This is a genomic window from Xanthomonas translucens pv. undulosa (assembly GCF_017301775.1).
GTDB classification, from domain to species: Bacteria; Pseudomonadota; Gammaproteobacteria; order Xanthomonadales; family Xanthomonadaceae; genus Xanthomonas_A; species Xanthomonas_A translucens.
The window spans coordinates 3,170,529-3,188,632 of the sequence record NZ_CP063993.1; the positions used below are offsets into that span (position 1 = coordinate 3,170,529).

At 69.6% G+C, this 18,104-nt stretch carries 11 protein-coding genes and 1 pseudogene; 9 read left to right on the top strand and 3 right to left on the bottom strand.

Features of this window, described 5'->3' with window-relative positions; all coding sequences use genetic code 11:
* Positions 1 to 5: 5 nt before the first annotated feature.
* From ISN38_RS13440 to ISN38_RS13455, 4 genes and pseudogenes are all read left to right on the top strand, one after another.
* Positions 6 to 2,150: a glycosyl transferase family protein gene (locus ISN38_RS13440; RefSeq protein WP_003472482.1), complete on the top strand. Its 2,145-nt coding sequence runs from the start codon at positions 6 to 8 to the stop codon at positions 2,148 to 2,150.
* Entirely contained in the window at positions 2,147 to 4,969 is a 2,823-nt protein-coding gene (locus tag ISN38_RS13445; RefSeq protein ID WP_206711849.1) for an NfrA family protein, read from the top strand. The genes ISN38_RS13440 and ISN38_RS13445 overlap by 4 nt, the downstream gene beginning before the upstream one ends.
* 50 nt (positions 4,970 to 5,019) lie before the next feature.
* Positions 5,020 to 6,042 (top strand): annotated as a pseudogene (locus ISN38_RS13450) (alginate O-acetyltransferase AlgX-related protein).
* Between the two features lie 202 nt (positions 6,043 to 6,244).
* Positions 6,245 to 6,589 (top strand): alginate O-acetyltransferase AlgX-related protein, encoded by a 345-nt coding sequence (locus ISN38_RS13455; protein ID WP_230940310.1) that lies wholly within the window; start codon positions 6,245 to 6,247, stop codon positions 6,587 to 6,589.
* Positions 6,590 to 6,708: 119 nt separating this feature from the next.
* On the opposite strand, the gene ISN38_RS13465 is transcribed toward ISN38_RS13455, so the two are convergent.
* Entirely contained in the window at positions 6,709 to 7,725 is a 1,017-nt protein-coding gene (locus ISN38_RS13465) for a DUF4434 domain-containing protein (RefSeq protein ID WP_003472488.1), read from the bottom strand.
* A gap of 386 nt (positions 7,726 to 8,111) precedes the next feature.
* Between ISN38_RS13465 and def the strand changes: the two genes are divergently transcribed.
* The gene (gene def / locus ISN38_RS13470) at positions 8,112 to 8,627 is read left to right on the top strand and encodes a peptide deformylase (RefSeq protein WP_003472490.1); all 516 of its coding nucleotides are present in this window, start codon (positions 8,112 to 8,114) and stop codon (positions 8,625 to 8,627) included.
* Between the two features lie 184 nt (positions 8,628 to 8,811).
* Here def and ettA read toward each other — a convergent pair whose 3' ends face one another.
* Together ettA and ISN38_RS13480 are read right to left on the bottom strand one after the other, a co-directional pair.
* Positions 8,812 to 10,473: an energy-dependent translational throttle protein EttA gene (gene ettA, locus ISN38_RS13475; protein ID WP_003466217.1), complete on the bottom strand. Its 1,662-nt coding sequence runs from the start codon at positions 10,471 to 10,473 to the stop codon at positions 8,812 to 8,814.
* Positions 10,474 to 10,617: 144 nt separating this feature from the next.
* Positions 10,618 to 12,111, bottom strand: coding sequence for an MFS transporter (locus ISN38_RS13480; RefSeq protein WP_108085159.1), 1,494 nt, complete (start codon positions 12,109 to 12,111; stop codon positions 10,618 to 10,620).
* 130 nt (positions 12,112 to 12,241) lie between these two features.
* On the opposite strand from ISN38_RS13480, the gene ISN38_RS13485 reads away from it, so the two are divergent.
* The 4 genes from ISN38_RS13485 to ISN38_RS13500 all read left to right on the top strand — a co-directional run bounded on the left by ISN38_RS13485 (position 12,242) and on the right by ISN38_RS13500 (position 17,799).
* A complete protein-coding gene (locus ISN38_RS13485; RefSeq protein ID WP_080964811.1) occupies positions 12,242 to 13,156 on the top strand; it encodes a helix-turn-helix transcriptional regulator in 915 nt (304 codons plus the stop codon).
* A 264-nt stretch (positions 13,157 to 13,420) separates the two neighbouring features.
* Positions 13,421 to 13,894, top strand: a complete 474-nt coding sequence (locus tag ISN38_RS13490) for an RcnB family protein (RefSeq protein ID WP_003466207.1) — start codon at positions 13,421 to 13,423, stop codon at positions 13,892 to 13,894.
* Between the two features lie 899 nt (positions 13,895 to 14,793).
* A complete protein-coding gene (locus ISN38_RS13495; RefSeq protein ID WP_139115937.1) occupies positions 14,794 to 15,366 on the top strand; it encodes a hypothetical protein in 573 nt (190 codons plus the stop codon).
* Between the two features lie 117 nt (positions 15,367 to 15,483).
* A complete protein-coding gene (locus ISN38_RS13500; protein WP_003466203.1) occupies positions 15,484 to 17,799 on the top strand; it encodes a TonB-dependent receptor in 2,316 nt (771 codons plus the stop codon).
* Positions 17,800 to 18,104: the final 305 nt, after the last annotated feature.

Consider the following 18,104-nt stretch of genomic DNA (forward strand, 5'->3'; position numbering starts at 1 on the left):
CGCACGTGGACAGCCTGTACTGGAACATCCACCTGGCCAATTATTACGCCTTCCTGGAGACGGCGGCCGTGGTGGTCGCGGTGGTGATCCTGATCTCCAGCCTCGACGACCTGTTCATCGATGCCTGGTACTGGGTGCGCGAACTGTGGCGCAGCGCGATCCTCAAGCAGCGCAGCGAATACCGGCCGTTGACCCAGCAGGACCTGCTGCAGCGCCCGGAACAGACCCTGGCGATCATGGTGCCGGCCTGGGCCGAGTTCGACGTGATCGGACAGATGGTCGAGAACATGATCGACGTGCTCGATTACCACGACTACATGGTCTTCGTCGGCACCTATCCCAACGACGCGCAGACCATCGCCGAAGTGGAACGCATGCGCCGCCGCTACAAGCGCATGCGCCGCATCGAGGTGCCGCACGACGGCCCGACCAGCAAGGCCGACTGCCTGAACTGGCTGGTGCTGGCGATCTTCGAGTACGAGAAGCAGAACGACATCACCTTCGCCGGCGTGGTCCTGCACGACAGCGAAGACGTACTGCACCCGATGGAGCTGCGCTTCTTCAACTACCTGCTGCCACGCAAGGACATGATCCAGTTGCCGGTGACCTCGCTGGACCGCGAGTGGTACGAGCTGGTGGCCGGCGTGTACATGGACGAATTCGCCGAATGGCACGCCAAGGACCTGGTGGTGCGCGAAAGCGTGTCCGGCATGGTGCCGTCGGCCGGCGTCGGCACCTGCTTCTCGCGCAAGGCGTTGCTGGCGCTGAGCCAGGCCAACGACAACCAGCCGTTCAACCCCGACAGCCTGACCGAGGACTACGACGTCGGCGCGCGCCTGGCGGCGATGGGCATGCACTCGATCTTCGCGCGCTTCCCGGTGCAGTTCCGCGTGCGCCGCCCGTCGTGGTTCGGCTGGGGCCCGGTGCGCGAGCGCACCTTGCACATGGCGCTGTGCGTGCGCGAGTACTTCCCCGACAACTTCCGCGCCTCGTACCGGCAGAAGGCGCGCTGGGTGCTGGGCATCGGCCTGCAGAGCTGGGAAACGCTGGGCTGGCGCGGTTCGCTGGCGACCAAGTACCTGCTCGCGCGCGACCGCAAGGGCATCGTCACCTCCTTCGTCAGCGTCTTCGCCTATCTGATCTTCCTGCAGCTGCTGCTGTTCTGGCTGCTCAAGGTCGCCGGCACGTGGGCCACCCAGTTCCCGACCATCTTCCAGCGCGGCACCTGGCAGATGAACGTGGCGCTGCTGACCACCGCGGCGCTGGCCATGCGCGTGGCGCAGCGCTTCTACTTCGTCAACCGCCTGTACGGCTGGGAACATGCGCTGATGTCGATCCCGCGCATGGTGGTCGGCAACATGATCAATTTCATGGCCACCGCACGCGCCTGGCGGCTGTACCTGCTGCACCTGTTGTTCGGCAAGCGCATGGTGTGGGACAAGACCATGCACGATTTCCCCAGCGCCGCGCAGCTGGTGCATACCCGCAGGCGCCTGGGCGAACTGCTGACCACCTGGGAAGCGATCGAGCCCGAGCGCCTGGCGCAGGCGCTGCGGCAGCAGGAGGGAGGACGCCAGCAACCGCTGGGCCGGATCCTGGTGGCGCAGGGCTGGCTGGACGACGAAACCCTGGCCGAAGCCATCGCCTTCCAGGGAGACCTGCCGCGCGCGGCAATCGACGTGGCGTATCTGCAGGCCGGACAGTTCCCGTTGTCGGTGCAGGCCTGCGTGCAATGGCGGCTGCTGCCGCTGCCGTCGGACACGCCCGGCGAAGTGGCGGTCGCGGTGTCCAGTGCGCTGTCCGAAGACGAGCAGGCGCGGCTGCTGCACGACCTGGACGCGAGCGTGCTCAGGCAGGCGATCGCGCGCGAAAGCGAAATCAACGCTGGCCTGCGCCTGATCAGCGGCGAAAGCTACCGCGTCGACGCGGTGCCGCTGCTGGGCGATCTGCTGGTGGAACTGCGCCTGATCGCACGCGACCAGTTCGAGCGCGTGCTGCTCGGATACCGGCCGCAACGCGACGGCCGCATCGGCGATCACCTGGTGAAGCAGGGCGTCGCCACCCAGGCGGCGATCGCCGCTGCCGTGCGCGAGCAGCATCGCCGTGCCAGCCAACCGTACGGCGGCATCGGCGGAGCGTTGCCGACATGAGAACCCGCTTGCTCTCCAGCATGATCGCGCTGAGCCTGCTCGGCCTGGGCAGCGCCACCGCGCACGCACAGCAACTGCCGCTGGCCGGCGCCGCCTACCGCATCGCCGAGGACGCCTACGCGTCCTATGCCCGCGGCGATTACCCGCAGGCCAGCCGCCAGGCCGCCGAAGCGGCACGGCTGCGCCCGGACGTGGTGCGGCTGCGCCTGTTGCAGATCTACGCGCTGCAGAAGCTGGGCCGCGGCGACGACGCGCGCGCGCAGGCACGCCGTGCGCTCGCCGATGGCCTGCAGGATGCGGCATTGCCGCGCCTGGCCGCCGACGCGAACGCGGCATTGGCCACGCGCGCCGGCGGCGCACCCACGCCACGCGCCACCGCGCATCCGAGCGCCGCCGAGCAGGCCTATCGGCTCGCCTTCGCGCTCGCCACCGAGGCCTACGACGCCTACAACAACGACCGCATGGCCGAGGCTGCGGACAAGGCCGAACAGGCCTTCCGTCAGCAGCCGCAGCAGGGCGCCTGGGCGGTGCTGTGGGTGGCCGCGCTGGAGGCCCGGCAGCAGTTCGAACAGGCCGAGGCCGCCGCCGCGGCGGCGATCCAGCTGGGTGCACCGAATGTCGCCGACCTGCAGGCCAAGCGCGTGGCGTTGGGCCGCCAGCGTGCGGTCAAGCCGGCGCAGCAGGGCTACCAGGCGTTGATCGAGCAGGACTTCGCCACGGCCGCCGGCTACGCCCGGCAAGCGGTGGCGTATGCCCCGGACGTAGCCTCGCATCGCCTGCTGCTGATGACCGCGCAGTTGCTGGACGAACAACTGCCCGCCGCCGAGGCCACCGCCGACGCGGCGCTGGACAACGACAGCGAAGACACCGTGGCACTGGTGATGCGCGCGTATCTGCGCCAGCGCCAATTGCATAGCGCTCAGGCCAATGCCGATTTCGACGCCGCCCTGCGCCAGGACTGGCTGGATCCGCAGCAGCAGCGCAACGTGCGCCTGCTGGCGGTGGATGCGGCGATCGCCGCGGGCGATCGTGCGCGTGGCGCGCGCCTGCTGCAGCCGTTGCACGCCGATCCACTGGCCGGCGCGGACGAAACCGCGCGCGAGCAGTTCGGCCAGGCCATCGCCCAGCGTGAGAAGGCGCTGCGCAGCGCGCGCCCGGCGCCGTCGCTGACCCTGGCGACGTACCCGGCACCGTTCCAGCAATGCCGCGATACGCCCTACGGCACCCAGTGCGAACTGACCCCGGCCGACCTGCAGGGCAGCGGCAGCGCCGCGCAGCGGGCCTACGCCGCCTACGGACGGCGCGATTACCAGGAGGCGATCCGCGAAGCGCAGCACGCGCTGCAGGACAACCCGGACAACGGCAGCGTGCAGAACCTGCTCACCACCGTGCTGGCCGCCGGCGACCGCGCGCAACGCGCGCAGGCGCGGCAGCGCCTGGACAGCGCCTTGGGCCAGCGCCCAACCGATGCCGGGCTGCTGATGCAGCGCGGCTACCTGCAGCAGCGCGCCGGGCAACCGGCGCAGGCGCTCGACGATTTCCGCGCGGCCGAGGCCACCGGCAAGGCGCCGCCCAGCGTGGTGCTCGACCAGGCCTATGCCAGCGCCGCCAACGGCGACAACGCGCAGGCGGTGGCGTTGCTGCGCAGCGCGATCGACCGCGCCGACCAGGGCGCGTTGCCGCTGGACCAGGCGCAGCGCTACACCACGCGCAGTTCGATCGCCAACCTCGGGCGCGCGTGGGGCATCACCGCCGCGGCCGGCTACCGCGGCGCGCGCCAGGCCGCGAGCAACCTGGGCGGCACCGCGATCAGCACCCCCGGCGATTCGGTGTTCAGCACCCTGGAGGCGTTCTGGCGGCCCGCGGCGCTCAACAACCGCCATGGCACGCTGGAAGCGTATGCGCGCGCGGCCAACACGCTGTACGACGCGGGCGGCACGTTCGAATCCGTGCGCGCCGTGGACCCGTGCACCGGCGCAGCCACAGAGGACGCGCGCGCCCGTGCCGAGCGCTTGAGCCGCTCGCGTTCCAGTGCCGGCTGGCCCTCCACCGTCGGCGCGTTCGGCGTGCGCTACGCGTTCGGCCGCACCGGCCTGAGCGCCGGCATCGAGCGCCGCCAGTTCCTCGGCAGCGGCACCCGCAGCGGCGGCGTCTATCCGGACGCGGCCGCGACCCAATGCCGCATCCAGCGCGACTCCAACCAGCCGCAGCAACTCAACACGCTGGCGCGCTATCGCCTGGACGGCAATGCCGGCGGCTGGCTGTCGTACCTGACCTACGGCTTCTATCACGGCACCGGGGTGCGCACCGACGTGAACCAGTGGTGGACGCTGAGCGGCTATGCGCAGGCCGGCTACAGCTGGGACGACAACCGCGCGCGCTTCAGCGTGGATCGACTCGACGCCAGCGGCGCGGCGGTGGAAACCCTGCGCGACTCCGATGGCCGCCTGCATCGCACGCAAGCGTTCGCCGCCGCGGAACTGCGTGCCGGCCGCAGTTACCGGTTCGGTGCCGAGCAGACCCGCTGGGTGCTCAATCCGTATCTGGTGGTGGCCACGGACTGGCTCGACCAGCGCTCGCGGGTCAGCGGCATCGACTACCCGCTGATCGGCGAGCAGGCGTTCGCCCTGTCCGACACCCAGCGCAGCTGGTCGCTGGGCGCCGGCCCCGGCCTCGGCGTGCGCTACTGGTTCCGCGAGGACCGCTACAACGCGGCGCGCTCCTCGCTGGACCTGAGCATGCAGTACCGCTTCGCGTTCGGCGGCGGCGATCCCCAGCGCGCCAAGGGCCTGTTCGCCACCGCCACCCTCACCTACTGACCCCTGCCGAAAGAACTGCCATGACCGATGCTGTCGCCCCGAGTGTTCCCATGCGTGCGCGCGCCCTGTGGCTGGGCCTGCTGTACGCGTTCGCCGCCGTGCCGGCGCTGGCCCAGGTGCCGGCACCGGCTCCTGCTCCGACCGCCGCCGCCGCCGCCGCCGCCGCCGCCGCGCAGGATTCCTCGATCGTGCTGGTCGGCAAGGACGGCTGGTTGTTCCCGGCCTGGGGCAGCCTGACCGAGGTCGATGGCGCGGCGATCGAGCGCAATACCGCGTTGATCGCCGAAGCCCGCACCGCACTGGCCGCGGCCGGCGTCGAGCTGGAGGTCATGGTGTTGCCGGACAAGGCCCTGTTCTACGAGGACAAGCTGCCCGACGGCAAGCGCATGAGCGATGCGGTGCGCGGGCGCTATGCGCTGATCCACGATGGCCTGGGCAAGGCGCAGGTGCCGGCGGTGGATGCGCTGCAGGTGCTGCGCCAGGTCAGGCAGGGCGGGCAGGCGGTGTTCTACCGCAGCGACCAGCACTGGACCCAGCCGGTGGCCGACGCGGTGGCGGTGGCGGTGGCCGCCCAGTTCCGCCAGCGGGTGCCGCGGCTGCGCGGCCAGGACGGCACCGGCATGGCCCTGGGCAGCAAGATCACCGAGCGCCGCTTCGGCGATCTGGCCGAACTGTTCCTGACCGATGCGCAGCGCAAGACGATCGGCCGCGACACCTTCACCGTGCGCTGCCAGTCCGAGCAGTAAGCGCTGCTGGACGACGCGCCGGCGCCGCTGCATGTCACCGGGCATAGCATGGTGCAGCCGTACTTCGGCTTCCCGCAGAAACTGTCCAACCTGCTCGATCGCCCAGTCTCGGTGAACTGGAAGCCCGGCAACGTCGGTCCCTGGGCGATGCTGCTGGAATATCTGGAATCGCCCGAGTTCCACAAGGCCAGGCCGCAGGTGCTGGTGTGGCAGATGTTCGAGCCGTCCTATGGGCAGGGCCCGGAGGCGCGTGGGCAATGGGACAACGCCTCGATCATGAGCGCGCCGCAGTGGCAGGCGCGCCTGCACAAGGCCGTGGGACAGTAGCCGATGCCTGCACGTCCCGGCGCGCCTGCGCCCCTGCCGCCGGCTGCGCCGGCGCGTGCGCACCTGCCCATGGCCGCGGTGCTGGTGGCGCTGCTGCTGGCCGGCCTGGCATGCGGCGGCTGGCTGCTGGGCCGCGCGCAGCTGCCGGCGGCGGCGCTGGCGCCGGCGCGCTGGCGCGGCCGGCCGCGCCATCGATGCGGCGTTGCGCTATCGGCTGCTCGGCGATACGGGGCCGCAGGTCGCGCTGGGCTGCCCGGGCTGGTTGTTCTACCGCGATGGCCTGCGTCCGCCGGCTGGGGCGGGCGAGGCGGTGTTCGCTCAGCGCGTGCGCTTGATGCGGCATTGGGCGCGGCAACTGCAGGCGCAGGGTGTGCACCTGCTGGTGGTGGTGCCGGACAAATCGCGGATCGAGCAGGCGCATACCTGCGGCCTGCGCCATTCGGCGCCGATGCGCGCGCGGCTGGGGCAATGGCAACAGGCGCTGGCCGCCGAGATCCAGGGCCAGGTGCTGGACGCGCTGCTGCAGTTGCACGGCGGTTACGGCTAAAGCAGCGAATACGGCATCGGCCGCGCCTGGGCCGACGCGCGCGCTGCGCATCTTCGGCGGCACCAGCGAGATCCTGCGTGACATCATCGGCCGGGCCCTGTAGGCGCGCGCCGGGCGGGCTATTGGCGCCCGATGCGCCACTGCCGGCGCAGCGCCTGCGCGCGCGGCGAGTCCTGCGACAGCCAAGGATCCAGCGCGAACGCAAAGATGCCGGCGGCGCCGCTGCGCTGCGCCCACGCCAGCTGCTGCTGGATGCGTGCGGCGTCGGCGGTCTGCGCCTGGAAGTGGCTGCCGTCGGCGGCCGAGCTGGGCAATTCCTCGAACAGTTCGACCACCACGTCGAAGGCGACCTGGCGCGCGCGCAGCGCTGCCAGCAGCGGATCCACCCCGTCCAGGTTGTCCAGCCCGGCCACGCCGACGCCGTCCTGCACCATCGGCCGCAGCGGCACCTGGTCGAGGATGCGGTTCCACAGCTGTGGCAGCGCACCGCTGGTCTGCAGCCGGCTGAAATACGTGGAGATCGCGGTGACCTTGTCGGTGCCGGCGCTGGCCGCAGCGCACAGCCCGGCCAGCCAGCCGCACAGGCGCTGCTGCCGCACGTCCTGCGCCCAGTGGAACTGCTCCAGTTCGTACGGCAGGTACCAGCCGTCGAAGTTGGCCTGCCTGCTCCATGGTGCGGTTTGCAGATAGGCGCGGGCGTTGTCCAGGGTCAGCGCCAGGAACGCATCCAGCGTGGCCGGGTCCGGCGCCTGCAGCGCCTTCCACCAACCGCTGTGATACGGCAGGCCGACCCGCACCTGCAGGCCGGCGGCAGCGGCGGTGGAGAAGATCAGCTGCAGCGTGCTGTCCGGCAGGGTCCAGTCCGCATCGCCGCCGCCGCCGTACAGCCCGGCCCACTGCACCACGATCTGCCGGCAGCCCAGGCGCTGGGCGAGCGCCATGTGCTGTTGCCAGTCCTGCGCACTCAGGTCCAGGTGGCTGCGCCACGGCTGGATGAAGCTGCCGTCGAACCGCGGCGGCTTCGCACAGCCCGGCAACATGCCCACTGCGAGCGCGGCTGGGGCCAGCAGGGCCAGGCGCAGCAGATCTCGCCGGCTGGGCGAGAAGGAAGCGGATCCAGGGCGATCGTTGTGCATTGCGTCCGCGCGGCGGAGTCCAGGTGGTTGTTCTACAGCATCGCCACGAAAAAGCGCGTCGCGTCATATGCTTGATGCGACGACGGTGGTTGCAAAAGTGCCTTTGCAGATGGATTTCGCAGCGGCGCGCGGCGCCGGCCTCCAGTCCCGCTCGATGAGGCACCAAGCACGCCGGCCAGGAAAGGCCGCCACCTTGGTGGCCGACACCACCGGCAACCGCTGCTGCAAAGGACTTGTGCATGGCCGGTTGGGCGCCCTGTAGGAGGGGCTTCAGCCCCGACCCCATCCGCAGCCGGAACCACCGTCGGTGACGCTGAGACGACCAGACTGCAAGCGCGCGCCAATCGGCGGATAATCGGTGCGGCACTCGGGCACAGGAGCAAGGCATGATCCGCGACATCATCCGCATGGGCGACCAGCGCCTGCTGCGCCTCGCGCAGCCGGTCGATACGTTCGGCAGCGCGGAGCTGCACGCCTTGGTCGCCGACATGTTCGAGACCATGGACGCCGCGCGCGGCGTCGGCCTGGCCGCGCCGCAGATCGCGGTGGACCTGCAGCTGATGGTGTTCGGCTTCGACAGCAATGCGCGCTATCCCGACGCGCCACCGGTGCCGCGCACCGCGCTGGCCAACGTGCAGATCGAGCCGCTGTCCGATGAACTGGAGGACGGCTGGGAAGGCTGCCTGTCCATTCCCGGGCTGCGCGCGGTGATTCCGCGCTACCGGCAGATCCGCTATCGCGGCCTGGACCCGGACGGCACCGCGGTGGTGTGCGAGGCCGAAGGCTTCCATGCGCGGGTGGTGCAGCACGAGCACGACCACCTGATCGGCCGGCTATACCCGTCGCGGATCCGCGACTTCGGCAAGTTCGGCTTCGAGGACGTGCTGTCCTACGAGCTGTAGGGCTTTGGTCGGACGCCTCTCCCTGTAGGAGCGGCTTCAGCCGCGACCGGGCGTTACCGGTAACGCCCGGTCGCGGCTGAAGCCGCTCCTACAGGTCCAGGCGGCCGAGAGAATCCGAGCGCCGAAATGCACACGGCCCGCTGTGCGCGGGCCGTGGCAATACGTGCGCTTGCGTCGCGCTCGCTTACTTGAGCGCCTTGAAACGCAGCCGCTTCGGGCCGGCGTCGTCGCCCATGCGCCGCCGCTTGTCGATCTCGTACTCGCGGTAGTTGCCCTGGAAGAACTCCACGTGCGAGTCGCCTTCGAACGCCAGGATATGGGTCGCGATGCGATCCAGGAACCAGCGATCGTGCGAAATCACGAAGGTGTTGCCGGGGAACTCCAGCAGCGCGTCTTCCAGCGCGCGCAGCGTTTCGATGTCCAGGTCGTTGGACGGTTCGTCGAGCAGCAGTACGTTGCCGCCCTGCAGCAGGGTCTTGGCCATGTGCAGGCGGCCGCGTTCGCCGCCGGACAGGCTGCCGACCAGCTTCTGCTGGTCCTGGCCCTTGAAGTTGAAGCGGCCCAGGTAGGCGCGCGACTGGATCTCCACGCCGTTGATGTTGAGGATGTCCAGGCCGCCGGACACTTCCTGGAACACGTTGTGGTTGCCTTCCAGCTTGTCGCGACTCTGGTCCACGTAGGCCAGCTTCACCGTCGGCCCGAGCACGATCTCGCCCGAGTCCGGCGTCTCCTTGCCGATGATCATCTTGAACAGCGTCGACTTGCCGGCGCCGTTGGGGCCGATGATGCCGACGATGGCGCCGGACGGCACCAGGAAGCTGAGGTCGTCGATCAGCAGGCGCTCGCCGAACTTCTTGGTGACGTGCTTGAACTCGAGCACCGCATTGCCCAGGCGCTCGCCCGGCGGAATGAAGATCTCGTTGGTCTCGTTACGGCGCTGGTAATCGACCGACTGCAGTTCTTCCAGGCGTGCCAGACGCGCCTTGCCCTTGGTGCGGCCGCCCTTGGCGTTCTGCCGCGACCACTCCAGTTCCTTCTGGATCGCCTTCTGCCGCGACTTCTCCTGGTTGTCTTCCTGCTTCAGGCGCTCTTCCTTCTGCATCAGCCAGTCGGTGTAGTTGCCCTTCCACGGAATGCCGCGGCCGCGGTCCAGTTCCAGGATCCACTCGGCGGCGTTGTCGAGGAAGTAGCGATCGTGGGTCACCGCCACCACGGTGCCGGCGTAGCGCGCCAGGAACTGCTCCAGCCATTCGACGGACTCAGCGTCCAGGTGGTTGGTCGGTTCGTCGAGCAGCAGCATGTCCGGCTTCTGCAGCAGCAGCCGGCACAGCGCCACGCGGCGCTTTTCGCCGCCCGACAGCGGGCCGATCACCGCGTCCCACGGCGGCAGGCGCAGCGCGTCGGCGGCCACTTCCAGCTGCTGTTCCAGCAGGTGCGCATCGCCGGCGGCCAGGATCGCCTCCAGCCGTTGCTGCTCGGCGGCGAGCTTGTCGAAGTCGGCGCCTTCCTCGGCATAGGCCTCGTAGATCCTGTCCAGCGCGGCCTGCGCCTGCAGCACCTCGCCGACGCCTTCCTCGACCGCTTCGCGCACGGTCTTGGCCGGGTCCAGCTCCGGCTCCTGCGCCAGGTAGCCGACCTTGATGCCCGGCTGCGGGCGCGCTTCGCCGCTGAAATCGGTGTCCACGCCGGCCATGATCTTCAGCACCGTGGACTTGCCGGCGCCGTTGAGGCCGAGCAGGCCGATCTTGGCGCCGGGGAAGAACGACAGCGAGATGTCCTTGATGATCTGGCGCTTCGGCGGCACCGTCTTGCTGACGCCGTTCATGGTGTAGATGTATTGCGACATGGGGTCTCCGGAAGGCGCAGGACGCCCGCCGGCCGGGGCCGGAAGGCGCGAAATGGATGACCATGATTATAGCGGCACCGGCGTTGGCACGTCGGCGGCCGGCCGGCATGCGCCGCGTACCGACGCGGTGCCCGGAGCTCGGGTTCAGGTCGCCGCGGCGCGCACCAGGCGGCGCTGGCGCTGCCGGTACATCAGCGTGCATGCCACCAGCAACAGCATCGCCAGCCACTCGCTGCCCAGCGCCGCCTGCATCGCCGCCAGGCTGCCGCCGCGGCGCGCATGCGCGTAGACCGCGCCCAGCGCCGCCGGGCCCAGGCCCATCGCCGCCTGCAGGACGGTGGAGAGCATGGCGCTGCCCGCACCCGCATGCTCGGTCGCTACCTGCGACAGGCCGATGCGGTAGAAGCAGGCCACGATCCACGCCTGTCCGGCACCGATCAGCGCCGTCGCCGTCGCCAGTGCGCGCCATCCGGGATGCGGCCACACCGCGTGCAGGGTCCACGCCAGTGCGAGCAGGCCCAGCATCTGCACCGTGCAGCCCAGCAGTAGCGTCGGCAGCAGCCCGAACCGGGCCACCCCGCGCGCGCTGAGCAACGCCGAACAGAAGTAGGCCGCGCCGAGCACGATGAAGGCATTGCCCGACTGCAGCGGCGACAGCCCGGCGCCCGACTGCAGGGTCAGCGCGAGCACGAACATGAAGCCGCTCCAGCAGGCGAAGAACACCCCACCCAGCAGCAGCGCGAAGCGCACGCTGGGCAGGCGCAGTAGCGCCGGCGGCAGCAGCGGCACGCGGCCGCGGCGTTCCTGCCAGGCTTCGGTGCGCGCCAGTGCCGCCAGCAAGGGCACGGTGGCGGCCAGCACCGCCAGGCACGGCGCCGACCAATGCAGCGTGGGGCCGAGCGCCAGCGGCAGCAGCAGGCAGGCCAGGAACAGCCCCAGCAAGCCGGCGCCGGCCAGGTCGGGCGGCATCCGCCGCGCCGCGCGCGTCTCCGGCACCGCGCGCAGGCCCGCTAGCGCCAGCACGCACAACGGCAGGTTGATCAGGAAGATGGCGCGCCAGCCGGAGCCGGCGATGTCGGCAGTGACCAGGCTGCCGCCCAGCACCTGGCCGATGACGAAGGCGATCCCGCCCAGCGAGCCGTACAGTGCGAGCGCCCGCGCATGCGCCGCGCCGCGCAGGCTGACGTGGATGGTAGCGAGGATCTGCGGCACCGCCAGCGCCGCGCCCAGGCCCTGCAGCACGCGCCCGGCCAGCAGGGCGGCCACCGATCCGGCCAGCCCGCACAGCAGCGAGGCCACCGCGAACAGCAGCACGCCGGCGGCGAACACCCGGCGCCGGCCCAGGTTGTCGCCCAGCCGCCCGCCCGCGGCCAGGCCCACCGCGAAGGCCACGCCGTACACCGCCACGATCAGTTCCAGCGCCGTCGCCGAGGCGTGCAGCGTGTGGGCGATGGAGCCCAGGGCGACGTTGATGATGGAAAAATCGATCAGCGGCAGCATCTGCCCGAGCAGCAGGATCGCCAGGCCCCAGGCGCCCAGCGTCGGCGGCGAGGCGTCGGGGCAGGCGCACGCCGGCGGCTGCCGGTCGAGGCGGTCGAGCGGATGGGGCGTGGCGGCGGGAGCGGAGGAGGTGGTCATGGAGCGCAGTATGCGAATCGCCTAAACTGGTAAAAGTAGTTATTTATCCTGGTATCGGCGCTTCCTGCCTGTGGCTGGGATCGCTGCGGAGCAGGGAGAAGCGCAAATGACGGGTGATCGGGCAGATCCCATGACCGACGCGGCGGGCAGCGGCGCCGGTGCCACGCACGGTCCTGCGCTGGCAATCGAGCGTGCGCGTGCGCTTGGCGCCTTCCTGCGCGCGCGCCGCGAGAGCCTGGATCCGGCGCGGCTGGGCCTGCCGCGTGCCGGCAGGCGGCGCACGCCGGGCCTGCGCCGCGAGGAGGTGGCCGCGCTCGCCGACGTCGGCGTCACCTGGTACACCTGGCTCGAACAGGGGCGGCCGGTGCGTGCCTCCGCGCGCGTGCTGACCGCCATCGCCGGCGCCCTGCAGTGCTCGGAGGTGGAAATCGGCCACGTGCTGGCGCTGGCGGGATTGGGCGATGCGGCACCGCAGCTGCCGCCGTCGTGCGAGCGTTTGACCGACACCGGGCGCATGCTGCTCGATCAGCTCGGCCCCTGGCCGGCGATGCTGCAGAGTCCGCGCTTCGACATCCTCGGCGCCAATGCGGCCTTCGAGCGGCTGATGGGGGTGACCCTGGCAGAGCTGCCGGACGCCGACCGCAACTGCGTCTACCAGGCGTTCACCAACCCGCACTGGCGCGCGCGCCTGGCCGATCGGGACAACGTGTTGCAGCACATGGTGGCGCTGTTGCGCGCGGCGATGGGCGAGCACCTGGGCGAACCGGCCTGGGAGCGCCTGCTGGCGCGCTACCGCGCCGCCTCGCCCGAATTCGATGGCCTGTGGCAGCAGCGGCGCGAGGTGCGTGGGGTGGAAAACCAGCGCAAGCGCTTCCACCACCCGCAGGCGGGCGAACTGCAGCTGCAGCAGGTCAACTGGTGGTCGGCGCCGCGCAACGGCAATCGGCTGGTGGTGTACCTGCCTGCCGACGAACTGGCGCGGGCCGCGCTGCTGCAACTGCATGCGCAGTCGGCCGAGGTTGCCGCACCGGTTCAGCGCCGCTGAGCGGAGGTCGGGACCCGGGACTCGGGACTCGGGCAAAAGCGCAATCCATCGACCTGCCAGCATGACGGCCATGCAGGCAGGCGCGGGAGCCGGTGCTGTGCCGGGTCCCGAGTCCCGGCCCCTGTGGACAGCGGAAAAAGCGCCGAAACCGAATGCGCGCTTACCCGTTTCGGGAAAGCTGAATAGGTAACCGGTTCCAGCAGGAAGCGGTTCAGATGGCAAGCGCATTAATGCAGTCGTGACACCCAAAGTGACGGAGCCGCCATGAACATCAAACGCATTGCCACCCTTGCCCTTTCGTCCCTGCTGGCGCTGGGTTTCATGGCGCCTCCTGCGTTCGCTTGGGACGGCGACCACCGCGGCGGCTACTACGGCGATCGCGGCCCGGGTCCGGATCGCGACTGGCGCGACCGTGGTCCTGGCCCCGACTGGCGCGAGCGCGACCGCGACCGCTACTGGCGTGAGCGCGAACGCCACGACGATCGCCGCTACTACAGCCAGGGCTATCGCGACGGCTATCGCAGCCGTCCGGACGTCGTCTACTACCGCCCGGGTCCGCCGCCGTGGGCGCGCGGCCAGCGTTACTACGGTCCCGACTACGTGGTCTACGACTACGACCGCTACCAGGTGCGGCGCCCGCCGTACGGCTACCGCTGGGTGCGCGACGATCGCGGCAACCTGCTGATGGTCGCCATCGCCAGCGGCATCATCGCCGACCTGGTGCTCAACGGCCGTTGATCCCGGTCGCGGCACCGCCAGACGGCCTCCTCCGGGAGGCCGTCTGCGTTTTGTTCGCCCTCGGCCCTGCGCCGGGCCGGGCCTGGATGCGGTGTGTCCTTTGAGACGCTGCTGAGACGCTGCGGAACGGCCTGTGGCGCGCCGAGATGTTCAGTCCCACATGTAAAGGGATCGGCTCGCTCCACGCGGCTTCCGGACGGGGGCCGACAGGCATGGAGGCGCCGCTGTCGGCTTGTCACCACCCCACACCATCTTGCGCACGGCTGACGACCCATGCGTCTGTTCTTCACGTTCATCTTGCGCTCCAGTGCTCGGCTGGCACAAAAGCGCCGCGTACGCGAGAGCAATCGCGTCGTTTCATCTGATCCGCGCCGACGGGGGAGTGCGCGCTCCCCCGGCCTGGCGGTTGCGCGAGCTGGCAGCGCGGGTTGCCGCGATCGCGGACTCGGCGCCCGCTGAGCCGAGCCTGCGGCAGGGCGCGATCCGGGCGCGCCGGTGCGCGCCGAGCTGGAAGCGGGCAACCGCTAAGGCATGGCGTTCGTGCTGCTGTCCCAAGGAGGGATCCTGCGCCTGTCATGAGACACGGGACGGGTCCTCGCTGTACTGAAAAGTCGTCCAACTGACAGAAGCGTGACTTGCAACGACTTGCGAGTCTGTAAGTTCCGCGTGAGAAATCTATGCTGCTCTGCAGCGGTGAGTGACAGGCCACTTGGCGCGTCGGGCGCGCGACCGATGGCCTATTTCGTCTTCGTCGCCCGGACATCCTGGGTGCGGCCGGCATGGACAAGGGCGCGCTGTCCGTGGCGACCTGCCTGATCGCGGCGCTGTTCGTGCTGCGCTACGCGCTGTAGCGCGTAGCGGGGCGGGGGATCTCGCACTAGGTTTTAGCAAGGGGAATGATGCAGGTGGTAGGACGTCGAGCAATCTGGGGTGCGATCGCCTGCGTGTCGCTGATCGGCCAGGCCTGGGCGGCCGATCGCGGTAGCGCGGCCGCCGCGCGCGAGGCTGCCGCGCTGATGCACAGTGTGGTGGGCAACGGCCCGCAACGGCGCGCCTTCCTGCTGGCCATGCCCAAGGGCGCGGATTTGCACAAGCACCTGGGCGGCAGCAACTACGCCGAGGATTTCCTGCGCGGTGCCGATGAGGATCGGGGCTGCATCGCCCGCGACACCCAGCAGCTGCTGCCGCCGCCATGCGGCGACGACGCGGTACCTGCGCGCGGCCTGGCCGCGCGCGATGCGGCGTTCTTTCCCGCCACGGTCGATGCGCTGTCGATGCGCAACGTCGTGCGGGGCAATGCGGCCGCCTCGGGGCACGACCCGTTCTTCAGCAGCTTCGCGCGCTTCGGCAGCTCGCAGGCGCGTCTGCAGTGGCCGCTGGCGCGCGATTTCGTCGCGTTCAAGCCGAGGTGCGCAGGGTGCGCCGGCTCACCCCGCCCCGGCCGAGCGCGATCGGCGCGGCCGGCGCCCTGATTCTCGGAGTTGGAAGCGGTCGGGCCAGGGACGTGGCCCGGACGTTGGTCGACGCCTGCGCGCGCCGACGCGGCGATGTATCGGTTCGATAGCTCCCCCACACAGGTAACCTCCCCCATGAACAAAGCCTTGCTTTCCCTTGCCGTGACGACCGCGTTGTACGCGACCGTCGGCGCCGGCTTCGCCCAGGACGCCGCCGGCACCGACGCCGGTCAGCGCACCAGCGTCACCACGACCTCCAATACCACCAACTCCAACGCCACCCAGCGTGCGCGCCAGCTTGACGCGGTCAACGTGACGGGCAACTCGCTGTCGCTGGGCGGCGGCAACATGCAGGTGCAGTACGCGCCCAAGGCGGTGTCCACCATCGGCCGCGAAGCCATCCTCAAGGCTGCGCCCGGCGCCAACTTTACTCAGATGCTGTCCAGCATCCCCGGCGCGCTCTCGGCCAGCAACGACGTGAGCGGCCTGAACGACGGCAACTTCACCGTGCGCGGCTTCCCCGCCGACGAGGTCGGGGTGACCGTCAACGGCGTGCCGATCAACGACTCGGGCGACTACACGATCTACGCCACCGAGTACGGCGACACCGAGAACATGGGCGACATCACCGTCGAGCAGGGCTATCCCGGCGTGACCTCGCCGGTGATCGGCGCAGCCGGCGGCAACATCGCCTGGGTGACCGTCGACCCGACCGCAGAGGCCGGCCTGGACCTGCGCCAGAGCTTCGGCAGCAACCGCTACACGCGCACCTTCCTGCGCTACAACACCGGCGACACCGGCCCGGTGCGTTCGTGGGTCTCCTATTCGAACAACCAGGCCGACCAGTGGCGCGGCGACGGCCAGTCCACAGTGACCAAGATCGACGCCAAGTCGGAGTGGACGCTGGACGAGGGCGATGCGATCACCGGTTCGGTGCAGTACAACCGCAAGGTCACGAACAACTACCGCAACCTGACCAAGGCGCAGATCGCGGCCAACGGCTACGACTTCGGCTATGTCGCGGCCTACAAATCGGACAATCCCAGCGACTGGGTCGGCACGCGGGTCAACCCGTTCCGCAGCTGGACCGCCAGCCTGGACGGCGAGTTCACCCTGAGCGACAGCCTGCACCTGTCGGTCGTGCCGTACTTCGTCTACGGCTACGGCGGTGGTGGCTACGGCTACGCCAAGACCTATGTGTTCTACACCTTCGACACCTTCCGGCCGGGCCTCCATGTCAAGTTCAAGCAGGACTTCGGCATGAACGACAGTCTGGAGTACGGCGCGCTGGCCGAGCGCCCGCGCGAGCAGAGCGCCAACGTCTTCCTGCCGGCCGACCCGCAGGGCAACCCCGCCGACGTCTGGGGCCATGACAGCCGCTACTACTACAAAAACCCCAACGGCAGCCCGCAGGTTGCCTATCGCCTCTACTCGACCACGCCCACCTACCGCGTTTTCGCCACCAATACCTGGACGCCAAACGATCAGTGGATGCTGACCGTTGGCGGCGCCTACACCTGGGTGCGGCGCAAGGGCTGGTATGCGACCTGGCCGGGCGCGGACCGGGGCATCGACCTGACCACGCCGGACAACAGCACGCTGTACGCCTCCGGCGCCGGTACCTACAAGAAGTTCACCCCGACGGCGGGCGTCAAGTTCCAGCTTGACGAGCAGAACCAGTTCTTCCTCGGCGTCGGCAAGGCTTACCGCGCACCGATCAACACCTCGGTGCTGTACGACTTCTGGAACGCTGCCTACGCCGATGCCATCGGTTCGCAGCCGTCGATCCGCGATGCCGCACCCGAGCAGTCGCTGACCGCCGACCTGGGCTGGCGCTACTACGGCGACAAGCTGAGCACGGTGCTGGATCTGTATGCGACCAACTTCGCGCACAAGCAATTCAGCGGCGCCGATCCGGTGACCCGCGCGCCGGTCTACTACCAGTTGGGCAGCGTGCAGATGCGTGGCGTCAACACCGAGTTGAGCTACAAGGTCGACGACCTCTGGTCGCTGTATGCCTCCTACGCGTACAACAAGAGCGAGATGAAGCGCGATGTCGCGCTCGGCGGCACGCTCTACGCGACCGACGGCAAGACCCTGGTCAATGCACCGAAGAACGTGGGCTATGTCGCGCTCAACGTCACCGGCCGTGCGCTGTGGGCCAGCCTGAGCGTCAACGCGCAAAGCAGGATATGGGGCACATTCCTCAACGACGGCGGCTCGGACGCGGGTGGCTTCGCCACCGTTAACCTCAACGGCGGCTACAACTTCCAGGACTTCGGCGGCCTGAAGAAGCCGTACCTGAAGGTCAACGTGTTCAACCTGGGCAACCGCAAGGCGCTGATGTACGCGGCGACCACGGCGCTGGACACCACGGCCGCGGCGGCGGCCTGGCAACCGCTCCAGGACCGCACGCTCATGGTGACCCTGGGCGGATCGTTCTCGCTGTAACGCACGGCGCAGTCGCGGGCGCTGGCCTGCGGCTGCGCCGGCGTTGGCGGCAGGCCTCTCGCGCCTGCCGGCGCGGGCCCTCCTTCCGACTCCGGCCTGCGAGGGGGGCAGGGGTTGTCGGTCTATGGCGGTCTCTTCACCCATCATCTCTGGGCATGGAACAACGGACACACGTTCTGAGACCGGGTGCACAGCGTGATCCCGCTGCGCCATCGCCTGGTTCCTTGCGAGTTGGCCGCCTCCGCCCCGCGGACAGCCAATGGATCTCGCCGCAAAAGGTGCAACAAGCTCTAAACTATGCGCCC

Bases quoted from the DNA above. Each gene is read 5' to 3' on its own strand.
- ISN38_RS13490 (WP_003466207.1), top strand. From the start codon at position 13,421: ATGAACATCAAACGCATTGCCACCCTTGCCCTTTCGTCCCTGCTGGCG.
- def (WP_003472490.1), top strand. From the start codon at position 8,112: ATGATCCGCGACATCATCCGCATGGGCGACCAGCGCCTGCTGCGCCTC.
- ISN38_RS13500 (WP_003466203.1), top strand. From the start codon at position 15,484: ATGAACAAAGCCTTGCTTTCCCTTGCCGTGACGACCGCGTTGTACGCG.
- ISN38_RS13465 (WP_003472488.1), bottom strand. From the start codon at position 7,725: ATGCACAACGATCGCCCTGGATCCGCTTCCTTCTCGCCCAGCCGGCGA.
- ettA (WP_003466217.1), bottom strand. From the start codon at position 10,473: ATGTCGCAATACATCTACACCATGAACGGCGTCAGCAAGACGGTGCCG.
- ISN38_RS13480 (WP_108085159.1), bottom strand. From the start codon at position 12,111: ATGACCACCTCCTCCGCTCCCGCCGCCACGCCCCATCCGCTCGACCGC.
- ISN38_RS13445 (WP_206711849.1), top strand. From the start codon at position 2,147: ATGAGAACCCGCTTGCTCTCCAGCATGATCGCGCTGAGCCTGCTCGGC.
- ISN38_RS13495 (WP_139115937.1), top strand. From the start codon at position 14,794: ATGCAGGTGGTAGGACGTCGAGCAATCTGGGGTGCGATCGCCTGCGTG.
- ISN38_RS13485 (WP_080964811.1), top strand. From the start codon at position 12,242: ATGACCGACGCGGCGGGCAGCGGCGCCGGTGCCACGCACGGTCCTGCG.